The organism is Tamlana sp. s12 (assembly GCF_016767215.1).
In the GTDB taxonomy this organism is placed as follows: Bacteria; Bacteroidota; Bacteroidia; order Flavobacteriales; family Flavobacteriaceae; genus Pseudotamlana; species Pseudotamlana agarivorans.
This window is the reverse complement of record NZ_CP068547.1, coordinates 2,233,011-2,254,729: the sequence shown is the minus strand read 5'-3', so window position 1 is coordinate 2,254,729 and position 21,719 is coordinate 2,233,011. Positions and strand designations below refer to the sequence as shown.

Sequence of the window (21,719 nt, the reverse complement as noted above, 5' to 3'; positions counted from 1 at the left end):
TTTCACATTGAATAGCAAGATTTTAAATACTGAAATTCAGAATTTCATTGCTGAAAATTTAAACACCAATATCACTTCGCTTTTACTTAAAGGCCTGCCTTTTGATTATATACCGCCTCAGGACGTTATAAAGCAGATTGAAGCCAAAAACCGTTGTAAAAACAAACTTCCAACTTGGTTTAATACTGAAAACATTTACTATCCGAACAAGTTAAACATTGAGCAAACCTCTTCGGAGGTCACTGCGAAATATAAATCGGAGCTCATTTCTGGAGCACGAATTATTGATTTAACAGGTGGTTTTGGGGTAGATTGCTACTATTTCTCTAAACGCTTTGAAGAAGTTATACACTGTGACATCAACCCAAAACTCTCTGACATTGTTTCTAATAATTTTAAAGCCCTAGGTGTAAAAAACTGCCAGACTTTTGCTGGTGATGGCTTAGAATACTTAAAAGGGACTGATAAAACATTTGACTGGATTTACATCGATCCGTCCCGCCGTCACGACAGCAAGGGCAAGGTCTTTTTTTTAAACGATTGTTTACCAAATGTTCCGGAACATTTAAACCTGCTTTTTAAGCACAGCAAAAACATTCTCATTAAAACCTCGCCTCTATTAGATTTTTCGGTGGGGATAAGTGAATTAAAGCACGTTAAAAACATTATCGTAGTTTCGGTTAACAACGAAGTAAAAGAGCTTTTATGGATATTAGAAGCAGGTTTTAAGGAGGATATCGCCATTAAAACGGTTAATATTAAAAAGCATGAAACCGAAAGCTTTTCCTTTTATTTAAATGAAGAAAAAACAGCCCATGCGACTTATAGTGACCCACTAACCTATCTTTACGAACCTAATAGTTCTATTTTAAAATCAGGAGCCTTTCAAAGTATTTCTGAAAAATTGCAATTAGACAAACTTCATCCTAATGCCCATTTATATACGAATGAAGCTTTAATCGATTTTCCAGGAAGACGTTTTAAAATTGATGATTGCATCCCATACAACAAAAAAGCGCTAAAACACTTGGCCAACACTAAAGCTAATATTACAACACGAAACTTTCCTGAAAGCGTTCAGCAAATTCGTAAAAAGTTTAAAATTAAAGATGGTGGTGATAGATATTTGTTTTTCACTTCTAATTTTGATAATGACAAGCTTGTTTTAGTTTGTTCTAAGGTCTGAAATGATGAAAATTAAACTATTCCGTTTATAATTTCGTTGCTGAAACATCTGCAAGATTCTTTACGCTGCAGCCGAAAGATTGAAAACATGCGTTGAATTATAGCTATTGTTTGCAACAATTATTTTCCTTTAGTGAGTTCATATTTGTAGATTCCAAAATCAGATTTACTTTTAGATAGGATTAATTCATTTCCCTTTATTGAATATTCATATTCGCCTCCTAAAATTAGATGCCAGTCAAAATTTGTAGTCCAAAAATTAATGTCAAAAAACTCTATTGTTGAATTACTTTTTTTATAAGTTCCACTTCCTCCAGCAGGAAAATAATCTTTATTTCCACTACTTTGATAATTATTCCCTTCGCTAAACCTTACCGTTACAGAATTTGAGAACGTATCGCCGTTTAAATATTCAACCGTAAAAGTTCCGTTATAATTTCCGTTTAGGCTTTGTTTATGGTTACTATCGTCATCATTACTACAAGAGATAAAAGCTAAAAAAAATATCGATATTAAGAGTGTTTTATAAATTCCATTTCTCATAATTCAAGTTCATTTATAGATGATTTTTTTTAAAGGTGGAGTAATATTTTGTTCCTAATTAAGTGAGTTTTCTTACGGTTAACGGCTTGAATATGCGGAGGTTGGGATTATGAAGATATTAGTTGACAAACCATTACTGTTTTGAGTATAATGTATAAAAGCTAAATTACCCTATTTCCCTAACTTGCGTATATTTATTGTTAGCGCCTTGGCATTTCAAAGTACCATTCCTTAATAAATAACACTTGAAATTATCGATTTTGGCAGCTCATCGTGTTGAAAAAACAGATGATTTGTGTATAAGATAACTAAAATATTGGCTCAATCACAAAAGTAAACTTCATTGGCTCAGGGATAATAAGATATGGTTGATATGGGACTGTTCCCCAACTAGTATCACCACCAACGCCCATTTGACGATAATCAATGTTAATGTTGGTATGGTTTTGGTCTTTAATATCTATTGTATGCTTATTTAGGGTACTCGGTTCGAAATCTTCGTTCGTAAAATGATTGATATTGAACCCGAGATTGCTCTTGCTGTAAAACTTCAAACCTTGGTTTTCTGCATTTCTAACTTCCATCCAGCGGGTGTCTGTTCTGTAACCATTTTCTTGGGGTCGGATGTATGGGGTGTAAAAGTCACCCACTGGCGACTCATATATTCCGATAAATGCTGAGGTGTTTCTATCCGGATAGTTTTCATGCGGTCCTCTACCGTAATATTTGACTTGATCAAACTCCCTCAAAATTTGGAGATTCATTCCCATTCTGGGTAAAAAGGGTACGGAGCTTACACGTTCGAATACATATTTAACCATGATTTTGCCGCTACCATGTATTGTGTAATTGATATGGAAGTTGGTCATTTTAGGATTGTTTTTAAGGACACTAATGGATACTTGACCACCCTCCATTTCTTGCCAAGAAACAGATTTTGTTTCCAGTTTAGTTTCTACATCTTTCCATATTTCGCAACTCTTTTCTAAACCAGCTCCCAAATCATTATCTATTGGTGCTCTCCAAGTGTTGAGTGTAAGCGGAGTTTTAAGCCAATTTTGTTTTTTATGTTCTAAGGATATTAGTTGCCCCTTCTTTTTGTCAAAAGTGATCTTAATATTGTTTTCGCAGCTCAAGACGATGTAATCTTCGGTATCTTTTACGCTAATGTCTGAAGACTTGACAACAGGATTTTCTATTGAGGCTGCGTTAGGAATTAACAATTGCTCTGAAGCTACCATATGCCCCTTTTTAAGGACGCCCTCCTGTGCTAATGTGTTTATATAGAAATTGATGAAGTATTCTGACCCAGGTTTAAGCTTTGGCATTGACTCTTGCAAGACTAAGGTGGTAGTTTCTTGGGGACTACAGCTAAGCTCAGTTGTCCCTTGCTTGATGCTTTGTCCATTTTCTAGTATCTCCCAAGATAAATCAAAGGCAGATAAATTGGTAAAGAAGTTCTCATTATAGATGTCAAAAGACCATTCGTTCCAATTGTTGGCTGATATATGTATGTTTTGGTACTGTTTTTTTACCTCCCAAAGAGCAGGTTGGATTGATCTATCTGGAAAGACAATACCATTTAAGCAAAAAGCACCATCATTTCTTACGCCCTCAGGTTCAAAATCACCACCATAACCCCAATATTCAACTCCATTTTCGTCTGTCTTTGTTATTCCTTGGTCTACCCAATCCCAAATGAAACCACCTTGGACTCTCGGTTCTGACCTGACGAAGTCCCATAATTCTTTGAGGTTTCCTGTACTATTTCCCATTGAATGTGCATACTCTACCCAGATAAAGGGTCGGTTTGGATTATTTGGCAAGTGACTCAGCTTAACTTCTTCAATCGGTGCATACATATAACCAATGATGTCGGTATGTCTAATGTGATCAAATTCGGGATCAACTTCAGCACGATCATAGGAAACCACTCTTGTATCATCCATTTTCTTGAGCCAATTATATGCATCTATAAACGGTAAGCCAGTACCGGCTTCATTACCCATTGACCAAGTAATTATAGATGGATGATTTTTATCTCTATAGAAAAGTCTTTGGATGCGATCTACCATTGCATCGTGAAAACTAGGATCTCTGGAAACTTGGTTAACAATCCAGCCATAACCGTGCGATTCAATATTAGCTTCATCTATAACATAAAGTCCGTACTGGTTACAGAGTTTATACCAATATGGGTCATTGGGGTAGTGAGAAGTACGAACAGCATTGATGTTGAATTCCTTCATCAATTTAATATCTTTAAGCATCATTTCTTTAGTCGTAACATGTCCTAATTTTGGATCATGTTCGTGGCGATTAACACCTTTAAGCAATATCGCTTGCCCATTGACGAGTAATTGGCCCTCTTTCAATTCAACAGTTCTAAAACCGATTTGATGAGAGGTGCATTCTTGAAGCTCATCCTTGTTATTGTACAAGGAAATAAGCAATGTATATAGGTTTGGTTTTTCGGCTGACCATGCTTTTACATTTGGAATACTATGTTGGAAGTTTATTGTAGATGTTGATCTGGCGGCTATCGGACTTTCTTTGATAGAATTATGAATTACCTGCTCTCCATCCAAAAGTTTAATTTCGACCTTCTTTATACCCTCTGTTTGAGAATTATTCTTGAGTGAAACTGACACGTCTAATTCACCATTTTTGTAGCTGGCATCTAAGGTTGATTTTGCAAAGAAGTCTTGGATCATAAATTTTGGTCGGGCATGTAGAAAGACATCTCTTTCGATTCCTGCCAACCTCCAGAAATCTATATCTTCGAGATAACTAGCATCTGTATACTGGTAAACCTCTATACTTACGTCGTTGATGCCTGCCTTAAGATATCTGGTGATATTGAATTCAGCGGGCAATTTGCTGCCTTGGCTGTAGCCTACTTTCTCACCATTTACCCACAGATAAAAGGCAGATTTTACTGCTCCAAAATGGATGAATACTTCCTTATTTTTCCAATCAATAGGTATTTCTAAAGACTTCTTGTATTGACCTACAGGGTTGTAGTCATGTGGTACAAAGGGTTTGTTCAAAGGGAAGGGATAAGTGATGTTAGCATAGTGCGGAAAGCCGTATCCATTCATTTGCCAGTTGGAAGGAACAGTAATAGTTTTCCAATCCCTTAAATCAAACTCATTTTTAAAAAACTCCAAGTTTCTTTCATCGGCATTTTTACTCCAGTTAAATGACCACTCACCATTGAGAGATTGGTAGTACGGTGTTTTTAAACTGTCTTCGATAGCTGATACTGCATTATTGTAGGAAATAAAATATGCATGTGCCTCTTCTTTATTAATACCAAATGTTTCTGGATTTTCCCAATCAAGAGCCTGCTGAGCCTGCAATAATGGGCTGAAACAAATTGCAATAATAACCGCTATATAAATCGATTTCATAATGTCAATAATCTTTGAATTAATAATGGATGAAGATACTATTTAAACTAAATTCTATAAAAAATTCTTATTAAATGAATTTTCATCGATGCATTTTGCTTGATGCTAACGGTCTCGTGTATGATTTGTGGCGTGATTTAGCACGGAATTTAACAAATACAAACCGAATAGAATATTCCACAGGAATATTCGTAAGCAAGCTCGAATTAGCCATTAATTATACACCTTGTTGGCAACTGCCTTTTTTATTTCAGTTTACAATAATTCCCAGCCTCCTTGATATTTATTTCCTGTAATTTCTTCAAGTTTTTCACACATTTCATTCCATTTATTAAAACCTCCTTCTCCACCTTTTATAGAAATAACATTCATTCTGTCAATATATTCAAAATCTTCAGTTCCTTCAATTACTCCATAATTTTTTTCTTCGATAGTAATTGCTATAGTTTCAAAATAAGGATTATTTCTTTCCAGTTTCGGCTCTAAAAAATTATTCAACATTTTTCCGGCTTTATATGCAGGTTTTCCCCAAAACTCAGTTTCTTCTCCAATTATTTGAGATACAGTTAACTCTTTTTTCAGTTCAGTTGTTTGGTCAGAATTAGTTTCTTTTTCAGGCCAAAATTTTAGTATAAAATCAGACATTATATTTTACTTGTTATTTATTTTAAGGTTAGGTTTTTAGGTTGTTGCCAACTTTTGAATATCAAACATATAATACTTTCACCACTTAACCTGTAACGCATTTAAACAATTTCATTTTTAGAACTAAGGTAGAACACATTTTTAAGTAAAATAGTGATTCAAGCCCTTTAAAACCCTACGCTTTCTCCTTCGGGTTATACATCACAATTACTTGAACAATAATGGCTAGAACAACCAATATATAAATTTCAATATCTGTAAATAATTCAACAGTATCAATGGCTTTTTTACTTATAGCCTTTTGTCTGCGCCCTTCTCGTAGTTGGATTTTTGATAAATCATCAAGGTTGGCCTTCACCTTTGCAAACTTAGGAGCAATTTTCGATTCATAATTCAAGGTCGATTGTAAAGTCTTTACGTCGTAATTATAAAGTACTTCAAGATTAGTTTTTAAATCTTCAAACACTCTGGCCTCTTCAGGAGTTAGTTTTGTTTGTTCAAACCGAGAAATTAAAGCCTGTAAATCGGCGTTATATTTAGGACTTTCAGTATGTAAAAACACCGAATCAGATAAAGTAACCGCTAATTCCTTTTCATAAACCAGCTTCTGCATATCAAATATTAAATCATTTGCAATGATTCTGTCTTCATAAATGGTAGATACCGCATCTCTTACTCTAACAAAGTTATTCCTATCAATTAAGTTTGTGGTAATGATAAGTACAAATACGATTAAGATGCCTAGTACCCATTTAAGTTTATTAAATAATGTCATTAGTTTCTAGTTTTTATGGTGGAGTCGCTAAAAACATAACATATCACCTTTAATACCTTATATTTAGCAGACGCTAACATACAAAATTCTACAATGATTTTCTATTTGAGTGATACTTGTTAGACAAAATGCATCGTACTAAAACAGGAGATAGGTTAAAATCTAAACAATTAAAGCCCCCTCCTAGTTTTAAAAAAAACTGTGCAGCAAGTCAATTCATTCCGATTTTATTAGATGGAACTTTGCTTCCCTATAATATTGAGATATTTTAGCAGGTTCAATACAATATAGAACTCCATTTCCTAGACAGTCTACATACTTTATTTTGCCTACCTACTTTACTATTTCAATATCTACAGAAGTTCTTGCCTGCTAACCAGTTTGATTGGTTACAGGATTAGCAAAATTGTTGTAAACCCATAGTCATATCTCATACAAGATTGTAAAACCAGCTTTTTACAACTATAAAACAAAATCTAACCAACTGTATACCAGATAACTCATCAACAAGCAACATATCCATTATTAGTGAAGTTCTATTAATATTTTTCTTGTACCGAGTTTTAGATTTTTTCTAATTAATAATTGTAATTTGGAACCCAAACCATCATTCAACAAATTTAGACCAACTAAACAACCGTTCATACTTGCTGAACACACCATCTACAGTTTCTTAAAATGAAAAAAAAGTTCCAGATTAAATTTCTCATTATTATCACTATTTTTGGATTTATAAATTCCTATGCGCAGATTACATTAACCCATAATGTAGGTAATGTACCAATTCAAACGGGTATGTTTTCATGTGAATCACCAAAACATTTTTATCAATTTTTTGATCTTTCAGAATTTGGTATCCAATCTAATAATCGGTTTTCAATTAACTCTGGTAAAGTAGCTTTTTATAATACTTTGGGAGGTGAACATCTTCAGTTTAATATCTATAGTGCCGATTCAAATAGGAGACTTAACAAAAGTAATTATATTGGTAGTAGTCAAGTCATGGTTATTCCTGAAATTGGTGAAAACCCAGAAATATTAAATTTACAATTTGATAAGCCAATTGTCATTCCTGGGGATGTCCAACATATCGCTGTAGAAGTTTATGTTTCCTATGATATAAACAAACCTTTACAATCAATAATTCACATTGCGGGTACTGAAAATGGTAATGATTTATCCTATTATTTAGGATGTGCTAATGATAATAACCTTTCAAACTCAGTACATGAATCTGCTAATTTCTTTATAAAAGTTTCAGGGGAAATATTATCAGATGAAGGTTTAGGTTTTCCCGTTTTACTAACGCATACCTCGTGTAGTGAAGCCGTTAAAGTAAATCAATATAGCTGTAGCTGGGGTGGCCTAAAATACGCTAGAAGATTTATACTAGATGATTTTGGAATATCCAAGAATGAAGAGTTTATAATAGATAAAGGTCAGGTTGGTATTGCAAATGCAGGTTCCTGGGATGCCAAAATTCAATTCAATATTTATAAAATTGACGATAACTTTCCCCAAAGCTATAGTAAAACAGATCTTATTGGAAGTAGTCAAATTATTAATATTCCATATTTCGGATCAGGTCCTAATGTTGCAAGAATATTTGAAATATACTTTGGAGAACCCATTGTAGTTCCTGCAGATGTGGATAAAATTCTTGTAGAAGTGTATAACGTGCCTAGTACTAGTAGTTCTGGGTTAATATTTATTGCTGGAGGGACAAGCAATAACGATACATCATGGCTACGATCAGAATCTTCAGGCTGCCCTCCAGTACAGGAATATAAAGAAATTACCAATTCGGATATTAATTATCTCATTAATATAACAGGAAGACCAAAACATACATCCAATAACTTCGAAATGAATATTTCGAACAATTGTTCTGAGTTCTTAAAAGAATTTAGAGTAGAAAATAAAAATAATATTTCATCAATACATTGGGATTTTGGAGACCCAAACTCTGGAGTTAATAATACCTCAACAGATTTAAGCCCCTTCCATGATTTCTCTGAAGATGGGATTTACACTATTAAGGCAACAGTTACTGCTTTAAACAATAATGTAGTAACTCTCACTAAAACAATAGATGTTCGTGAACCTCCTAAAGCCTATGGAATTGATAATCTACAAGAGTGTGAAGACAAATTAAACTCAGGTATTTCTTCAAATTTTGACACATCAGCTATATCAAATCAAGTATTAGGAGGACAATTAAATAAGACGGTAATATTTATTGATGGTAGTGGAAATGAATATGAAACCTTACCTAACCCCTTCACAAATACAATTGCCCAAAGAGAAACTATAAAAGTAAGAGTCGCTCATTCTGACGAGCCTTGTTGCTACAGTGAAACAAGTTTCGACTTAATTGTCTCTTCAATACCAGAAATCAATCAAGTTAGTAATATGTATGCTTGTGATGATGATTTTGATGGGATCACAGAATTTAACACTGGAGGTATTAAAGACCTTATTTTAAATGGACAATCAGGAATGGAAATACATTTTTTTTATGAAAATGGTGAGCAACTACCCAAGCCGCTTCCTCTTTTAATTTCAAATAAAACGCCAAACCAAGAAACTATTACTGCTTTAGTAACAAATACAACAACTAATTGTTCCATTACAACCACTTTTGAATTAATTGTAACCCCTTTACCAAAGGTCCCCCAAGTACTGACTTTACAAAGTTGTGATGATAATAATGATGGCATTTCGGAGTACTTTGATACTTCTAATATTGAAAGTTTAATTCTAAACGGGCAAACAGGAATGACTGTTGATTATTACAACCAAAATGGCAATAAATTACCAAATCCTTTACCAAATCCATACGTTAACTCCATTCAATTCAATGAAACAATAACCGCTAGAATTACCAACAACAATTCAGGTTGTTTCTCAGAAACTAAAATTCAATTACAAACGGTTACCCAACCAAACATTAATAAACCTGATAACTTATATACCTGTAACCTAGGAAGTGGATATGGTCAATTTGACACATCCTTAGTAGAAGAACAATTAATCGGCAACCAAAGTGGATTAATCATTCAATATTATGATGATAATAACACTCCTCTTCCTAGCCCACTACCTATAACACTCCAAAACACAGTACCATTTGCTCAAACAATCCATGTCAAAGTAGAATATGCCTCAAATCCAATTTGTTTTTCCGAAACATCTTTTGACTTAATAATAAATCAATTACCTGAAATTAATTTAAAAGATGAATATGTTATTTGTAATTTAACCCCCTCAATATCATTAGAGACCCATTCTGGTTACAATTCTTATAAATGGCTAAATGAAGAAAACAAGGTTATTTCGCACACTTATAAAGCCGAAATATCAGAAGAAGGAAGCTACTCCGTAGTAGTTACCCAAATCAACAAAGGTATAACGTGTGATAACACATTTAACTTTAATCTTGTCCGTTCTGAATTACCAAAAATTCAAAAAGTAAATTTTGGAGAACTAGGTAATAATTATATTGAAATTATTACTTCTGGAGACGGTAACCTTGAATACTCAATAGACGGAAGTACCTATCAAGAAAGTAATTATTTTCCAAATCTTCAAGGTGGCATATACTCCGTATTTATTAAGGATAAAGCAGGTTGTGGAGAAGACTTTCAAGAGGTTTCAATAATTGATTACCCAAAGTTTTTCACCCCAAACAATGATGGTTATAATGATTTTTGGCATATCAAAGGCATTCGTAATTCACCTAATTCTGAAGTATTTATTTTTAATAGATTTGGAATGTTACTAACGAGATTATCTTCAAATGATCTAGGGTGGGATGGAATTTACAAGGGTAAAGCAATGCCTTCAAATGATTATTGGTTTAGAGTTAATTTAGGTAATAGCAAATCATTTTCTGGACATTTTACTTTAAAAAGATAGATTTTTTTGAAGTCAAGATGTAGAAATAACTACAATTTTAAATACGAAAATAAAAACACATAACTTGCTTTGAAGGTATTACATTTTATTTCAAACTTTATAAATCTGATCTAATACCACCAAAGCTTGACGATGCATTTGGGTGCCTAGAAATTTGTTTTTACTTTTTACATGAATCTCAAAATACACATCCGATCGCACCGATTGTACCAATTGAACACTTAGGCATCCCGATGGAAAATAAACTTTCAGTCCGTTAGAATCATCTTGTAAAAACAATTCAAATTCGCCACTAATCCAATTTAAAAATCTGTTATACATGGAAATATTTGGAACAACAGCAATTTTGGAGGCTTCTAAATAGAGGGTTTCGTTTTTCAGCTTATAATGAGATAACATCGTTTTTTATTCTAATTTCAAATGAGATTCGTACTTTTTTTTGGTACTACTTAAATTTTCTAGTTTAACTGTGATTTTCGTGCATAATCAAGAGCACACCTGGTTATAATACCACTTCTCGACTCCGCTCGAAGACCGTATTATTTAAACTACTTCTAGCTTGTTTACGGCCACTAGCTACAAGCTAGCGCGAGCACAAAACGGAATACGCTTATCATACAAAACGCTTTGATGCATCGTTTAAAAACAGGGTGTTCGAGCGGAGTCGAGAACTAAAAATCTTCAATGTTTTATACTTTACCAAGCCTAACCACTAAGCCTTAAATCGAACTCGCTTTAGCATGCTTTTCAATAATATTTTCGATAGGACTTTTCACAATCACCCCCACTTCTATTCCTCTTGCTCTCAAGGCCTCTTTAATGTAATCCTGAGCATAGAAAGCAATAGAACCTACAAAGTGAATAGGAACCTGTTTTAGCGTTTCTCTGTATCGTAAAACATGATTTTCTACAAATGCATCCATTCCTTTTTTTAGTATATTTTGAATAAACGGATGGCTTTCATGTTTGAACAAAAAAGGTGCGAAAGCTGCTAAATATTTATTAGGACGCGCCGATTTATACAAGCCTTTTATCACATCTTTTTCTTTCAATTTATAATCTACCGAAAACGTCTGTCTCAAATCACTGGGCATAGTCTCGTAATAGTAAGCACGGAGTAATGCCTTACCAAAATAGTTCCCACTACCCTCATCCATAAGTAAATACCCCATAGAAGGTGCTTTCATATGAATATTTTTACCATCAAAATAACAACAATTAGAACCTGTACCTAAAATACAAACCACTGCTGGTTCTTTTGTTGTGGCCATAATGGCTGCCATGGTATCTTCATTGGAATACGCGATGGCATTTGGGAAAAAATCGGATAAAATAGCATTCACTTTTTTCTGATTTCTTTTCGTACCACAACCAGCTCCAAAAAACTTAACATCGGTTACCACATGCTTAATGTGATCGAGTTCTGCACTATTGGAAATGATTTTTTGGAATTGTTTTTTCGTCAAAATCGCTGGGTTTAAGCCCTTGGTTTTAATGCGAACAGGTTTAGTATGATCATCGGAACATAAAATCCAATCGCATTTTGTAGAACCGCTATCTGCAATTAATACCATAACTTATAGGTTTAAAAAGTTTGTCTCACAATAGTTTACAAGCTCATTTAATGATGGTGTTATAACCAGCTCCACATCTACAACAGGTTCTCTTAGTAAAATCAATGTATTTTTAATGATTTGGATATTTTCTTTGGATATTTTTTTATTTTGAATGGCATCCTGCAACAATTGAGATACCAAGGATAAATTTTTAGACAAAGGCTCTAGAGTACTTATTTTCGGATTTTGCTGAAGCTGACTGAAGGCTTTATGATTTTCTGACCACTTTTTTAAATAGTTTAGCACCTCTTCAGATGCTCCTGAAGCTATAAAGTTTGCAGTGGCTTTTTTAAAATACCACGCGTCCATGGCATCAGCCAGACAAGCATCGGCAAATAAGTTAAAAGGTGAAAAGGTTTTATACTCAATACCATCCTTATTTCTAGCATAAATTTCTAATGGCTCGCAAATATTAGATAAGACTAACAAAGAAGAAATCTCCTGATTATTGGTCATACCCCTCAAAATAACCGAACGGTTTCTAATGTGGCTTATACCCAATTCTTCTAATTGATGGGATACGACTGCTAAACGTTTTCTCATATTATCAAGGTTATTTATGTTTTTATCAGACCAAAAACGCTCAGCAATAGCAGCTGTTCTTGGCCAAATTCTAGAGTCTATAGTTAAAGATGTTACCAGCTCACTCCACATGGTGGCTTCTCCTCCCAAAATGCGGTCGCGTTCTTCGTCTGTTAAAACCACATCGCCAATAGGCTCGATGCTGTAATGATAATCCACAGACTGCATTCTATCGATGTAAAATCCGTTAGACAATACCGTTTGATATCCTTTTTTGGCTGCCTCAATCAAGGTACCTCCTTTTGGTAAGCCTTCATTTTCCCCTCGCCAAGAGTGAATCACTGCAGTGGTAGGCATATCGGGAGTCATAATTTCATCCCAACCCATAAGTTTTTTGCCCTGTTTTTTTAATATTTTTTCAAGCTTTACATTGAAATAGGTTTGCAAATCGTGATTGGTTTTTAAACCGTGTTTCTTTTTAAACTTTGCAATGTCTTTGTTTTCATCCCAGTGTTTCCCTTCATTTTCATCGCCTCCAATATGGAAATATTCATCAGGAAATAAGGGTGTTATTTCAGCAAATAATTTTTCTAAAAAGGTGTATGTGATATCTTTTGTTGGATTTAGCGTCGGATCGAAAACTCCTGAAAAACGTTCAATACTATAATCGTAATCATCTTTACTCCCTAGTTCTGGATAAGCTGTTAAAAAAGCTGTAGCATGCCCAGGCACATCGATTTCTGGAATTACACGAATACCTAATTTATCTGCGTAAGCGACAACATCTTTAATTTGGTTATGGGTATAAAATAAGCCGTCGGAAGCCAATGCTGTTAATTTTGGATAGGTTTTCGATTCAATACGAATCCCCTGATCGTCGGTTAAATGCCAATGAAAAACGTTCATTTTCATAGAGGCCATAGCATCTAAATGACGTTTTAATACATCTACAGTTTCAAAATGTCTTGAAACATCAATCATTAATCCGCGCCAAACAAATCGAGGTGCATCAGTTATCTCTACACCTGGAATAAAATATTGCTTGCTATTACAGTCTATTAATTGTAACAACGTTGCTAGTCCGCGTATAGCTCCTACATCCGTTTTTGCTGAAATTTTAATGTTTGAATTCAGAACACTAAGCGTGTAAGATTCGTTATTTTTTATATCGAGTTTAGAAATTTCATCAAAGTGAATTTGAATCATTCCTTTATTATTTTCTAATGGAAAGCCTTCCTCTAAGAAGGTGCCTGTTCTAAGCGTTAAACGTCTTAAAAACTGAGTAGCAGCGTAGTATACACGTTCGGATTTGTTATTACCCACCGAAATAGTTAAACTGCTGTCTATTAAAAACTTAGCTTGAAGCTCTTTAATCGCCTTTGGCCAAGGCATTATATTGTATTTTTCAGCTAAAGGATTTTGTGCAAAGCCCATAGTACTGGTTAATACAATAGCTATAATAATTAGTAAATATTTTTTCATTTAGTATGGTTTAAGCCTGAAAACAAAAATTATTAGGGAACTTTCCCCTATGATTTTAGCCTTAAGTATTTCTCTGTAATAACCCTATTAATTCCTGCTTCTTTAATGTGTTCTAGCCCTGTTTGAATTAGGGTATCTCCTTTAAATTGAACTTTAAAAGAAAATTTATGGTCTTTAAAATGTTTAGCCGATGTATAGCTTAACACTTCTTGGTAGTCATCGCCATTTAACAAATAAGTACCTCCACCTCCATAGAAATTCTCATCATTAGTGAGGTCTTGATTGAAAAAAGCAAAATGTGAATCGTTAATTATTTTTATAAACTCGGTGTGACTTAAATCTTTCACCGTAGTTAAATCATTCTCAATAATTTCAGCATAAACCATTTTCCATGTTCCTGAAATATCGTTAGCAGACCGGTTCTTTTTACAATTGAAAAAAGTGAATGCCAAAATTATTAAGATTGATACCTTCATTTTTCTAAAAATGATATCGTTTAAAAGCTTCTATAGCCGCATACTCCGACAAGCCTAAATCATTATATTTTTTAGCGGTTAGGCGGTTTCTATCTTCAGCCCGAACCCAAAATTCTCTAGAGTCACCACCTTGAAACATCACGCCGTCTTTTTGTGATTGGTGATAAAATATCGCGTGACGTTTTCTTAATACTTGGTCTGGACTCATAGGTACAGCCATTTCAATTTGATAGGATTCCCACTCATGCCATGCGCCACGGTATAACCATACCCAGCAATCATCCATATAAGATTCTGTTTTTAATACTTTTAGTGATTCAAACAGAGCATCTAAACACACTTTATGCGTACCATGCGGATCGGCTAAATCGCCTGCTGCATAGATTTGATGTGGTTTTATGGTCGAAATGATATCACACATTATATCGATATCCTCCTGAGATATGTTATTTTTCTTTATGGTACCTGTTTCGTAAAAAGGTAAATCAAGAAAATGTACATTAGCGTCATCTAAACCAAAATAGCGGGTAGCTCCTAAAGATTCGCTACGTCTAATTAAACCTTTCAATTTTCGAACTTCTACAGAATCGATATCATGATCGGTTTTATTTTTAAGAAAGCTAATTATGGCCGCAGTTTCCTCACATTCGGGACAAAGTGATTGGGTGATTTCGGCAAATTTTAAGGCTTCCTCATCCGAAACTGCAATATTACCAGAGGTTTGATAAGCGACGTGAACCTCATGCCCCTGTTCTACGAGCCTATCAAAAGTACCTCCCATGGATATCACATCATCATCGGGATGCGGACTAAAAATAATTACACGCTTTTTGGGAATGGTAGCACGCTCTGGTCTATTGGTATCGTCGGCATTTGGTTTACCTCCTGGCCAACCTGTAATAGTATGCTGTAGTTTGTTAAACATTTTTATGTTTAAATCGTAGGCTGTACCTTCTTCGGTAAGTAAACCAGACATACCATTATTATTATAATCCTTATCGGTTAACTTTAAAAATGGTTTTTCGGTTAGCTCACTAAGCCAAACTACGGCTTTAAGTTTTAAATCGTCATTCCAAACACAGTTCGTTACTAACCAAGGGGTTTTAACTCTGGTTAATTCTGAGGCTGCCGCTTCATCGATAATAAAGCTTGTATTATCATGATTTTGCAAATAAGTTGCCGGCACTTCTGGTGTGATTTCACCCTCAATAGTTTCTTTCAGAATTTCTGCTTTATTGCCTCCCCAGCCTAATAAAACAATACGTTTGGCACTTAAAACGGTACCAATACCCATGGTTATGGCTTTTCTTGGTACATTTTCAATACCCAAGAAAGCAGGAGCCGCATCTACACGAGTAATATGGTCTAAAGTGATACTACGGGTGCTAGAATTGTAATGCGATCCTGGTTCATTAAAACCGATATGGCCAGTTCTACCAATACCTAGCAACTGAAAATCTAATCCGCCAGCCGCTTTTATCTTCATCTCATAATCGATACAATACTGGTATAAATCTTCCGAACTCACAGAGCCATCTGGAATGTTTATATGTTCTTCTAAAATATCAATATGATTAAAAAGATGCTCATGCATGAAATAAAAGTAACTCTGGATGTTACCTTTATCCATAGGTAAATATTCATCGAGATTGAAGGTGATTACATTTGCAAAGCTTAAACCTTCCTCTCTATGCATGCGCACAAGTTCTTCATAAACCTTTATTGGTGAAGACCCTGTCGCTAAACCTAACACACATGGCTTGTTTTGTTTTTCCTTATCTCTAATTAAAGCCGCGATCTCTTGAGCTACTAATATTGAAGCTTCGGTAGAGTCCTGGAAAATAACGTTGTGTATTTTCTCAAAGCGTGTTTCTTCAAACATACCAGCCTTGGTGTGGGCTATATTTTTTTGATTTGCAATTTTCACGATATACTTGTATTTCTTTTAAATAACTTTTATTAAAGCAAACGGAAAACCGAGATTCTCCGCTTGCTTACCATCAACAAACTAAACTAACTGTTTAATCAACCTAAACTTAAAAATTTGGTGCTCCGGTATCCCACCAAAGTCTTGTTCCTCCATTATCTGGACCTTTTAACATACCAACAGCATCGTTAACATTATCTAAATTGGTATTCTTCTCATTATCAACAAAGTTGATACGTCTTACTTGAATATCTGTATCAATAGCGCCTCCACTGTTATTTATAACCACAGGAAAAACTCTTGGATATCCTGTACGTCTAAATTCACTCCAAGCTTCCTGACCATCAGGAAACATAGCAATCCATTTTTGAGTAATTATTTGCTCTAATTGTTCTTCTAAAGTTCCTGCAGGATTATATGCGATTTTAACATCACTTGGGTAAGCGTAATTATTCGCTGGGTTTTTAACATCGACATAGTCGTTAGGCGTACTCGTGGCATCTGCTAAATAGGCATCAACTCCACTAGCACCAAATTGAGCAAATGATGCTCTTACACCTGCTTCGTAGTTAGTCTTGGCATCTCCAGCACCTGCCCAACCTCTTAAAGCTGCTTCAGCTTTTAAGAAATGTACTTCTGCTGCTGTCATCCAGATTTTATCAGTTCCATCTACAACGGCACCAATTGAGGAATGACTCCCGTACTCCGATTTCGCTTCTATTTCAATTCCCATTCGAAGTCCTTTATAATCTCCTAAAGCAGGATCGGCAGGAGCATTAAAAAACATTGAAATTCTATCATCATTAAAACCCTTTAAAATAGATTCCATTTCGGCACTCATTAACACATCACCCCACACGCGACTAATAGTTAGTACTGGGTGTACAAAACCACCCATATCAATCAACATGTTTTCTGCTTCCATAAGCCCCGCATTACTAGACAGTGCCTTTTCTCCTTCTGCTTTAGCTAAAACTGGATCTACTTTAGATACTCTTATCGCTAAACGTAAACGAAGAGAATTAGCAAATCGACGCCATTTAGAAATATCTCCTTCAAACGCAGATTGGTCGAAAGGAATGAATTGAACATCATCAGTAAAAGCTTCCAATCCCGTAATCGCCTCTTCTAATTCAGAAAAGAAAGTTTTGTAAGCTACTTCTTGTGAATCGTATTCTCCAGTCGTATCGTAATCATCATATTTTGAATAACGAATTGGACCAAATATATCAGATACACGATGCATCCCCATTACATTAATAATGTTAGCTAGGTAAACAAATTTCTTACCACTATCATCTCCTGCGAGCTCTACTTGTTCTTTAATTTCTCTAGCGAAAGGAATCACCCCATTACCATCATTAGTATCATAGGCATCTCCCCAAATAAATCCGTTCCAACCATTTACCAAAGCGTAGGTTTGATTATTAATATTACCAGCAAAAGGGGTTGGCGCTGTCATATAACCTGAAAAGACATCCGCATTAAGGTTTTGTTGTAACTGGTAGTTCCAAGCAGGCTCAACACGAATAATATTTGAAAACATAGGTGAAAACCTAGATCCAATATGATTGTTTTGCTGTGCTAAGCTTTCTTGAGAAAAGCCATTTGGATCTGTATTGATACTCACAAAATCGCTAGTACAGTTAGTTAAACTTATGGCTATTAGTGAAGCCATTGTATATTTTAGTATATTTTTCATAAGTCTTTAGAAATTTACGTTAATGTTTAAACCAATACTTCTTGTAGAAGGTTGATTATAAATATCGACTCCTTGTAATCCCATACCTGTACTGGCTGCAATATTTGGATCGAATGGCGCTTCTTTATAGATAAAGAAAAGGTTGTTAGCTATTAAGGAAAAATTAATGTTTTCAATAAAATCACTTTCTCCTAATAACAACTTGTAACCTACCGAAAACTCTCTTAAGCTTATATTACTAGCGTCATATATGTATTCACCTAACATACCATCACGTCCACCAATAGCGTTATAATACTCTTGTGCAGTAATCTGTGAGGCAGATCCATTTTCGTCTACAACATTAACCATCCCACCATTACGGTTTCTAGCATCTGCAGAAGATTGAGATACACCATACTTGTCGTTAACAGCTTCGGTAACACTCATAACATCGCCGCCAAATTTTCCATCTATTAAGAAGTTGATATGGAAATCTCCAATCTCGAAACTATTATTCCAACCTAAAGTAAAATCAGGTTGTGCGTGTGCTACCGTTTCAAAATCGGTAGACATTAATGTACCTGAAGAATTAACCACTGGTGTACCATTGTCATCTCTTATTAAAGAACGTGCTTTAATACTACCAAAATCTTCACCTTCAATTAAGGAATATTCATATCCATTAACACCATGAGCAGTAATAATGGCCTCATCATCAGTTAAATCTGGGTGCACTTTAATTACTTTATTATCATTTTGAGCAAAGTTTAAAGCGGTATTCCATATAAAACCATTTGTAGCTACAGGTTTCCCGTTTAAAACAAGCTCAATACCTTTGTTAGAAATTTCACCTGCATTTACAATATTTTGTGAATATCCGTATGGGTTAGGATCAGACTGTACGTAGAAAATTTGATTAAAAGTACTTGTATCATAGTATGTAAAATCGATTCCCAAACGGTTTCCAAAGAAACGCCACTCTGTACCTATTTCGAAGCCTTTTTGTTTTTCTGGCTCTAGAGTTTCACCCCTTTTTGGAGCTATGGTAGCAGGCGCTACAGAGTTATTGGTTGTATTTATATGATTTAATGGAATAGTAGCATACACAGGAATATCTTTTCCTACTTCGGCATAAGACCCCCTTAATTTAGCAAAAGAAATAGCACCTCCCATATCGAACATTTCTGTTAATACAGCTGTTAAACCAACTGATGGGTAGAAAAATGAATTTGAATCGGTATACACCAAAGTTGAAGACCAGTCGGTACGCCCCGTAACATCTAAAAATAGCATGTTTTTAAATCCAAAATTCATAGAACCAAATACAGATTGTACTTCTCTGTTATTTACCGATTGTCTAATATTATTTGTGGTCGTTAAGTTTGCAATTGTAAAAACATTAGGAAGTATTAATCCTAAACCATCACGACCAGAATCCAAGAAGATTTGATCTCCAGTTTTATACTTTGTTAAACTCGTCCCTAAAAGACCTGAGAATGTAAAGTCATCTGAAAAATCTTTGTTGTATGAAGCGATAAAATCGATGTACTGTTGCGAATTCTCTGTTTTCTCTAAAACATAACGTCCGTTTTGTCCTGAGTTTACAGGGTCTGTACCAGCATATTGTCTTTTATCGAAAGTAAAAAATGTTTTATCGTAACTACCTCTAGATTGTAAAGAAATAGCATCTGTTATCTGATATTTAACCGATACGTTTGCCAAAACACGTTGTACAATATCTTCACTAGGGCTTCGATTAATTAACCAATAAGGATTTTGTTGAATGTTCTCATCAAAAGAAGATGCATACTGATCCATTTGATTCAACTGCGTATTGAAATATTCAAATTTATTTTTGTAAATATCTCTACTGATTCCAACAGGTTGTAAATAAACAGCGGTTAATGGGTTTGAATATAAACCATTGGTTGGTCTGTTACTAATACGTTGATCTGATAAGTTAACACTGGCAGAAACATCAATTTTTTCTTTTAAAAACTTAGCCGTTTCACGTAATGTTATGTTATTACGTTTTAGTTCGTTTCCTGGTATAACACCCTCACCTAATGTGTTGGCATACGAGAAATATGTTTGTGCCTTTTGGTTACCTGCTGTTAATGATAATGCATTAATAGCCGTATATCCCATTGAGAAGAATTCACTTGGGTCGTTGGTTAAATTATCAGCTTTAGCCCCCCACGATTGCGCATCAGCAACACGTCCGTTTTCAGCAATTGGTTGACCTACTGAGTTACTTTGGTATTCTGATTGTAACTTTGGCAAAGACATCACATTATCCATTGTAAAACTTGAATTAAAGTTTACCGATAAAGCACCTTCTTTTCCTTTTTTAGTGGTGATTAAAATCACACCATTAGCACCTTGACTACCGTATAACGCTGAAGCCGATGCTCCTTTTAAAACGGTCATACTCTCAATATCGTCTGGGTTAATTAACGACATCGCATCACCACCATCACGGTTACCCGTTTGGCTACCAAAAATATCGGTTCCTGGCTCGTTACCATTAGATCCGTTACCACTATTTAACATAGGAATCCCGTCTATAACATATAAAGGATCATTATTTGTTGTCGACGAGTTACCTCTTAATACCACTTTAGTCGCCCCTCCTAAACCAGAAGAACTCCTTGTAATAGTTAGACCAGCCGACTTACCTGATAAACTGTTAATAGGGTTAGTTTGTTTAACGCGGGTTAATTCGTCTCCTCCAACCTCTTGCGCAGAATACGTAAGGGCTTTTTTCTCCTTTTTAATACCTAAAGCAGTTACTACGACTTCGTTAAGTTGCTCGGCATCCTCTACGAGTTGTGCATTAATAACATCTTGCTGTGCCACTGTAATTTTAATTGTGGTCATTCCTAAATAAGAGAAATTTAACACATCGCCTACGTTTGCCGTAAGTGAATAGTGTCCATCAAAATCTGTCTGTGTACCATTAGTGGTTCCTTGAACTGTTACATTAACTCCTGGTAATGGAATTCCATCAGCTTTAGAAGTTACAGTTCCCTTAATTTCTTTCTCTTGTCCAAACGAGAATTGGACAATAAAAACTAAGAAAGAAAACAAGAAAAGTTTTTGTAAGTTTTGTTTCATAATTTGATTGTTTTGTTTTTTAAAGTGAAGCCAAACTATCCAATATTAAATTTGTTTTAAAAAAATTTATATAAACGACATCATTTAACATACAGACAACATTGTGTAAACGATAAGTGAATATTGGCTTTCAAACTATCAGTCTTTTTATTGCTAATTAATAAATATATCACTAAAATTGTTGAATATTAATAAAGTTTTTTCATTAAAACTCGCAAAAACCTAAGAATCATTTCATCACAAGAAAAAAAGTTCCCGTCCACAACAATACCGATCAAATATCATGTTATGTTTTGGTTGGCGTATTTTACTTTAAATGTATTAAGGTGGGGTAGCTACTTTGATGATTACTTATATTCCTTCAAATCTAATGTGGTGGAATTCGCCATTCATATAATAATAGTATATGGTAATAT

Annotated in this window: 13 protein-coding genes; 2 read left to right on the top strand and 11 right to left on the bottom strand. The window is 34.7% G+C overall.

The window, feature by feature from the left end; translation table 11 throughout:
• Nucleotides 1–7: 7 nt before the first annotated feature.
• Entirely contained in the window at nt 8–1,186 is a 1,179-nt protein-coding gene (locus JJL45_RS09940) for a class I SAM-dependent methyltransferase (RefSeq protein ID WP_068604230.1), read from the top strand.
• A 119-nt stretch (nt 1,187–1,305) separates the two neighbouring features.
• Here the strand turns inward: JJL45_RS09940 and JJL45_RS09935 are convergent, their stop codons facing one another.
• The 4 genes from JJL45_RS09935 to JJL45_RS09920 form a co-directional block, all read right to left on the bottom strand.
• Nucleotides 1,306–1,728 (bottom strand): hypothetical protein, encoded by a 423-nt coding sequence (locus JJL45_RS09935; RefSeq protein ID WP_068604233.1) that lies wholly within the window; start codon nt 1,726–1,728, stop codon nt 1,306–1,308.
• Between the two features lie 308 nt (nt 1,729–2,036).
• The gene (locus JJL45_RS09930; RefSeq protein WP_202664125.1) at nt 2,037–5,141 is read right to left on the bottom strand and encodes a glycoside hydrolase family 2 TIM barrel-domain containing protein; all 3,105 of its coding nucleotides are present in this window, start codon (nt 5,139–5,141) and stop codon (nt 2,037–2,039) included.
• A 255-nt stretch (nt 5,142–5,396) separates the two neighbouring features.
• The gene (locus tag JJL45_RS09925; RefSeq protein ID WP_068604237.1) at nt 5,397–5,786 is read right to left on the bottom strand and encodes a hypothetical protein; all 390 of its coding nucleotides are present in this window, start codon (nt 5,784–5,786) and stop codon (nt 5,397–5,399) included.
• A 175-nt stretch (nt 5,787–5,961) separates the two neighbouring features.
• The gene (locus JJL45_RS09920) at nt 5,962–6,561 is read right to left on the bottom strand and encodes an MCP four helix bundle domain-containing protein (protein ID WP_068604239.1); all 600 of its coding nucleotides are present in this window, start codon (nt 6,559–6,561) and stop codon (nt 5,962–5,964) included.
• A 678-nt stretch (nt 6,562–7,239) separates the two neighbouring features.
• Here JJL45_RS09920 and JJL45_RS09915 point away from each other — a divergent pair.
• Nucleotides 7,240–10,479 carry a T9SS type B sorting domain-containing protein gene (locus tag JJL45_RS09915; RefSeq protein WP_068604241.1) on the top strand — a complete coding sequence of 1,080 codons (3,240 nt, stop codon included), beginning with the start codon at nt 7,240–7,242 and terminating at the stop codon, nt 10,477–10,479.
• Nucleotides 10,480–10,569: 90 nt separating this feature from the next.
• Here the strand turns inward: JJL45_RS09915 and JJL45_RS09910 are convergent, their stop codons facing one another.
• The 7 genes from JJL45_RS09910 to JJL45_RS09880 all read right to left on the bottom strand — a co-directional run bounded on the left by JJL45_RS09910 (nt 10,570) and on the right by JJL45_RS09880 (nt 21,303).
• Nucleotides 10,570–10,878: a hypothetical protein gene (locus JJL45_RS09910; RefSeq protein WP_068604243.1), complete on the bottom strand. Its 309-nt coding sequence runs from the start codon at nt 10,876–10,878 to the stop codon at nt 10,570–10,572.
• Between the two features lie 320 nt (nt 10,879–11,198).
• Nucleotides 11,199–12,053 (bottom strand): N-acetylglucosamine kinase, encoded by an 855-nt coding sequence (locus JJL45_RS09905; RefSeq protein WP_068604244.1) that lies wholly within the window; start codon nt 12,051–12,053, stop codon nt 11,199–11,201.
• 3 nt (nt 12,054–12,056) lie between these two features.
• Nucleotides 12,057–14,099, bottom strand: a complete 2,043-nt coding sequence (locus JJL45_RS09900) for a beta-N-acetylhexosaminidase (protein WP_082935972.1) — start codon at nt 14,097–14,099, stop codon at nt 12,057–12,059.
• Between the two features lie 47 nt (nt 14,100–14,146).
• Nucleotides 14,147–14,575 carry a hypothetical protein gene (locus tag JJL45_RS09895; RefSeq protein ID WP_068604246.1) on the bottom strand — a complete coding sequence of 143 codons (429 nt, stop codon included), beginning with the start codon at nt 14,573–14,575 and terminating at the stop codon, nt 14,147–14,149.
• A 4-nt stretch (nt 14,576–14,579) separates the two neighbouring features.
• Nucleotides 14,580–16,457 carry a glucosamine-6-phosphate deaminase gene (gene nagB / locus JJL45_RS09890; RefSeq protein ID WP_068604280.1) on the bottom strand — a complete coding sequence of 626 codons (1,878 nt, stop codon included), beginning with the start codon at nt 16,455–16,457 and terminating at the stop codon, nt 14,580–14,582.
• A gap of 154 nt (nt 16,458–16,611) precedes the next feature.
• Nucleotides 16,612–18,204, bottom strand: a complete 1,593-nt coding sequence (locus tag JJL45_RS09885) for a RagB/SusD family nutrient uptake outer membrane protein (RefSeq protein ID WP_068604248.1) — start codon at nt 18,202–18,204, stop codon at nt 16,612–16,614.
• A 6-nt stretch (nt 18,205–18,210) separates the two neighbouring features.
• Complete coding sequence (locus JJL45_RS09880; RefSeq protein ID WP_068604250.1) at nt 18,211–21,303, bottom strand: SusC/RagA family TonB-linked outer membrane protein; 3,093 nt, start codon at nt 21,301–21,303, stop codon at nt 18,211–18,213.
• Nucleotides 21,304–21,719: the final 416 nt, after the last annotated feature.

Excerpts from the sequence above, each read along its gene's own strand:
- JJL45_RS09925 (WP_068604237.1), bottom strand. The coding sequence starts at position 5,786 with ATGTCTGATTTTATACTAAAATTTTGGCCTGAAAAAGAAACTAATTCT.
- JJL45_RS09880 (WP_068604250.1), bottom strand. The coding sequence starts at position 21,303 with ATGAAACAAAACTTACAAAAACTTTTCTTGTTTTCTTTCTTAGTTTTT.
- JJL45_RS09905 (WP_068604244.1), bottom strand. The coding sequence starts at position 12,053 with ATGGTATTAATTGCAGATAGCGGTTCTACAAAATGCGATTGGATTTTA.
- JJL45_RS09930 (WP_202664125.1), bottom strand. The coding sequence starts at position 5,141 with ATGAAATCGATTTATATAGCGGTTATTATTGCAATTTGTTTCAGCCCA.
- JJL45_RS09910 (WP_068604243.1), bottom strand. The coding sequence starts at position 10,878 with ATGTTATCTCATTATAAGCTGAAAAACGAAACCCTCTATTTAGAAGCC.
- JJL45_RS09935 (WP_068604233.1), bottom strand. The coding sequence starts at position 1,728 with ATGAGAAATGGAATTTATAAAACACTCTTAATATCGATATTTTTTTTA.
- JJL45_RS09900 (WP_082935972.1), bottom strand. The coding sequence starts at position 14,099 with ATGAAAAAATATTTACTAATTATTATAGCTATTGTATTAACCAGTACT.
- JJL45_RS09920 (WP_068604239.1), bottom strand. The coding sequence starts at position 6,561 with ATGACATTATTTAATAAACTTAAATGGGTACTAGGCATCTTAATCGTA.
- nagB (WP_068604280.1), bottom strand. The coding sequence starts at position 16,457 with ATGTTTGAAGAAACACGCTTTGAGAAAATACACAACGTTATTTTCCAG.
- JJL45_RS09915 (WP_068604241.1), top strand. The coding sequence starts at position 7,240 with ATGAAAAAAAAGTTCCAGATTAAATTTCTCATTATTATCACTATTTTT.
- JJL45_RS09885 (WP_068604248.1), bottom strand. The coding sequence starts at position 18,204 with ATGAAAAATATACTAAAATATACAATGGCTTCACTAATAGCCATAAGT.
- JJL45_RS09895 (WP_068604246.1), bottom strand. The coding sequence starts at position 14,575 with ATGAAGGTATCAATCTTAATAATTTTGGCATTCACTTTTTTCAATTGT.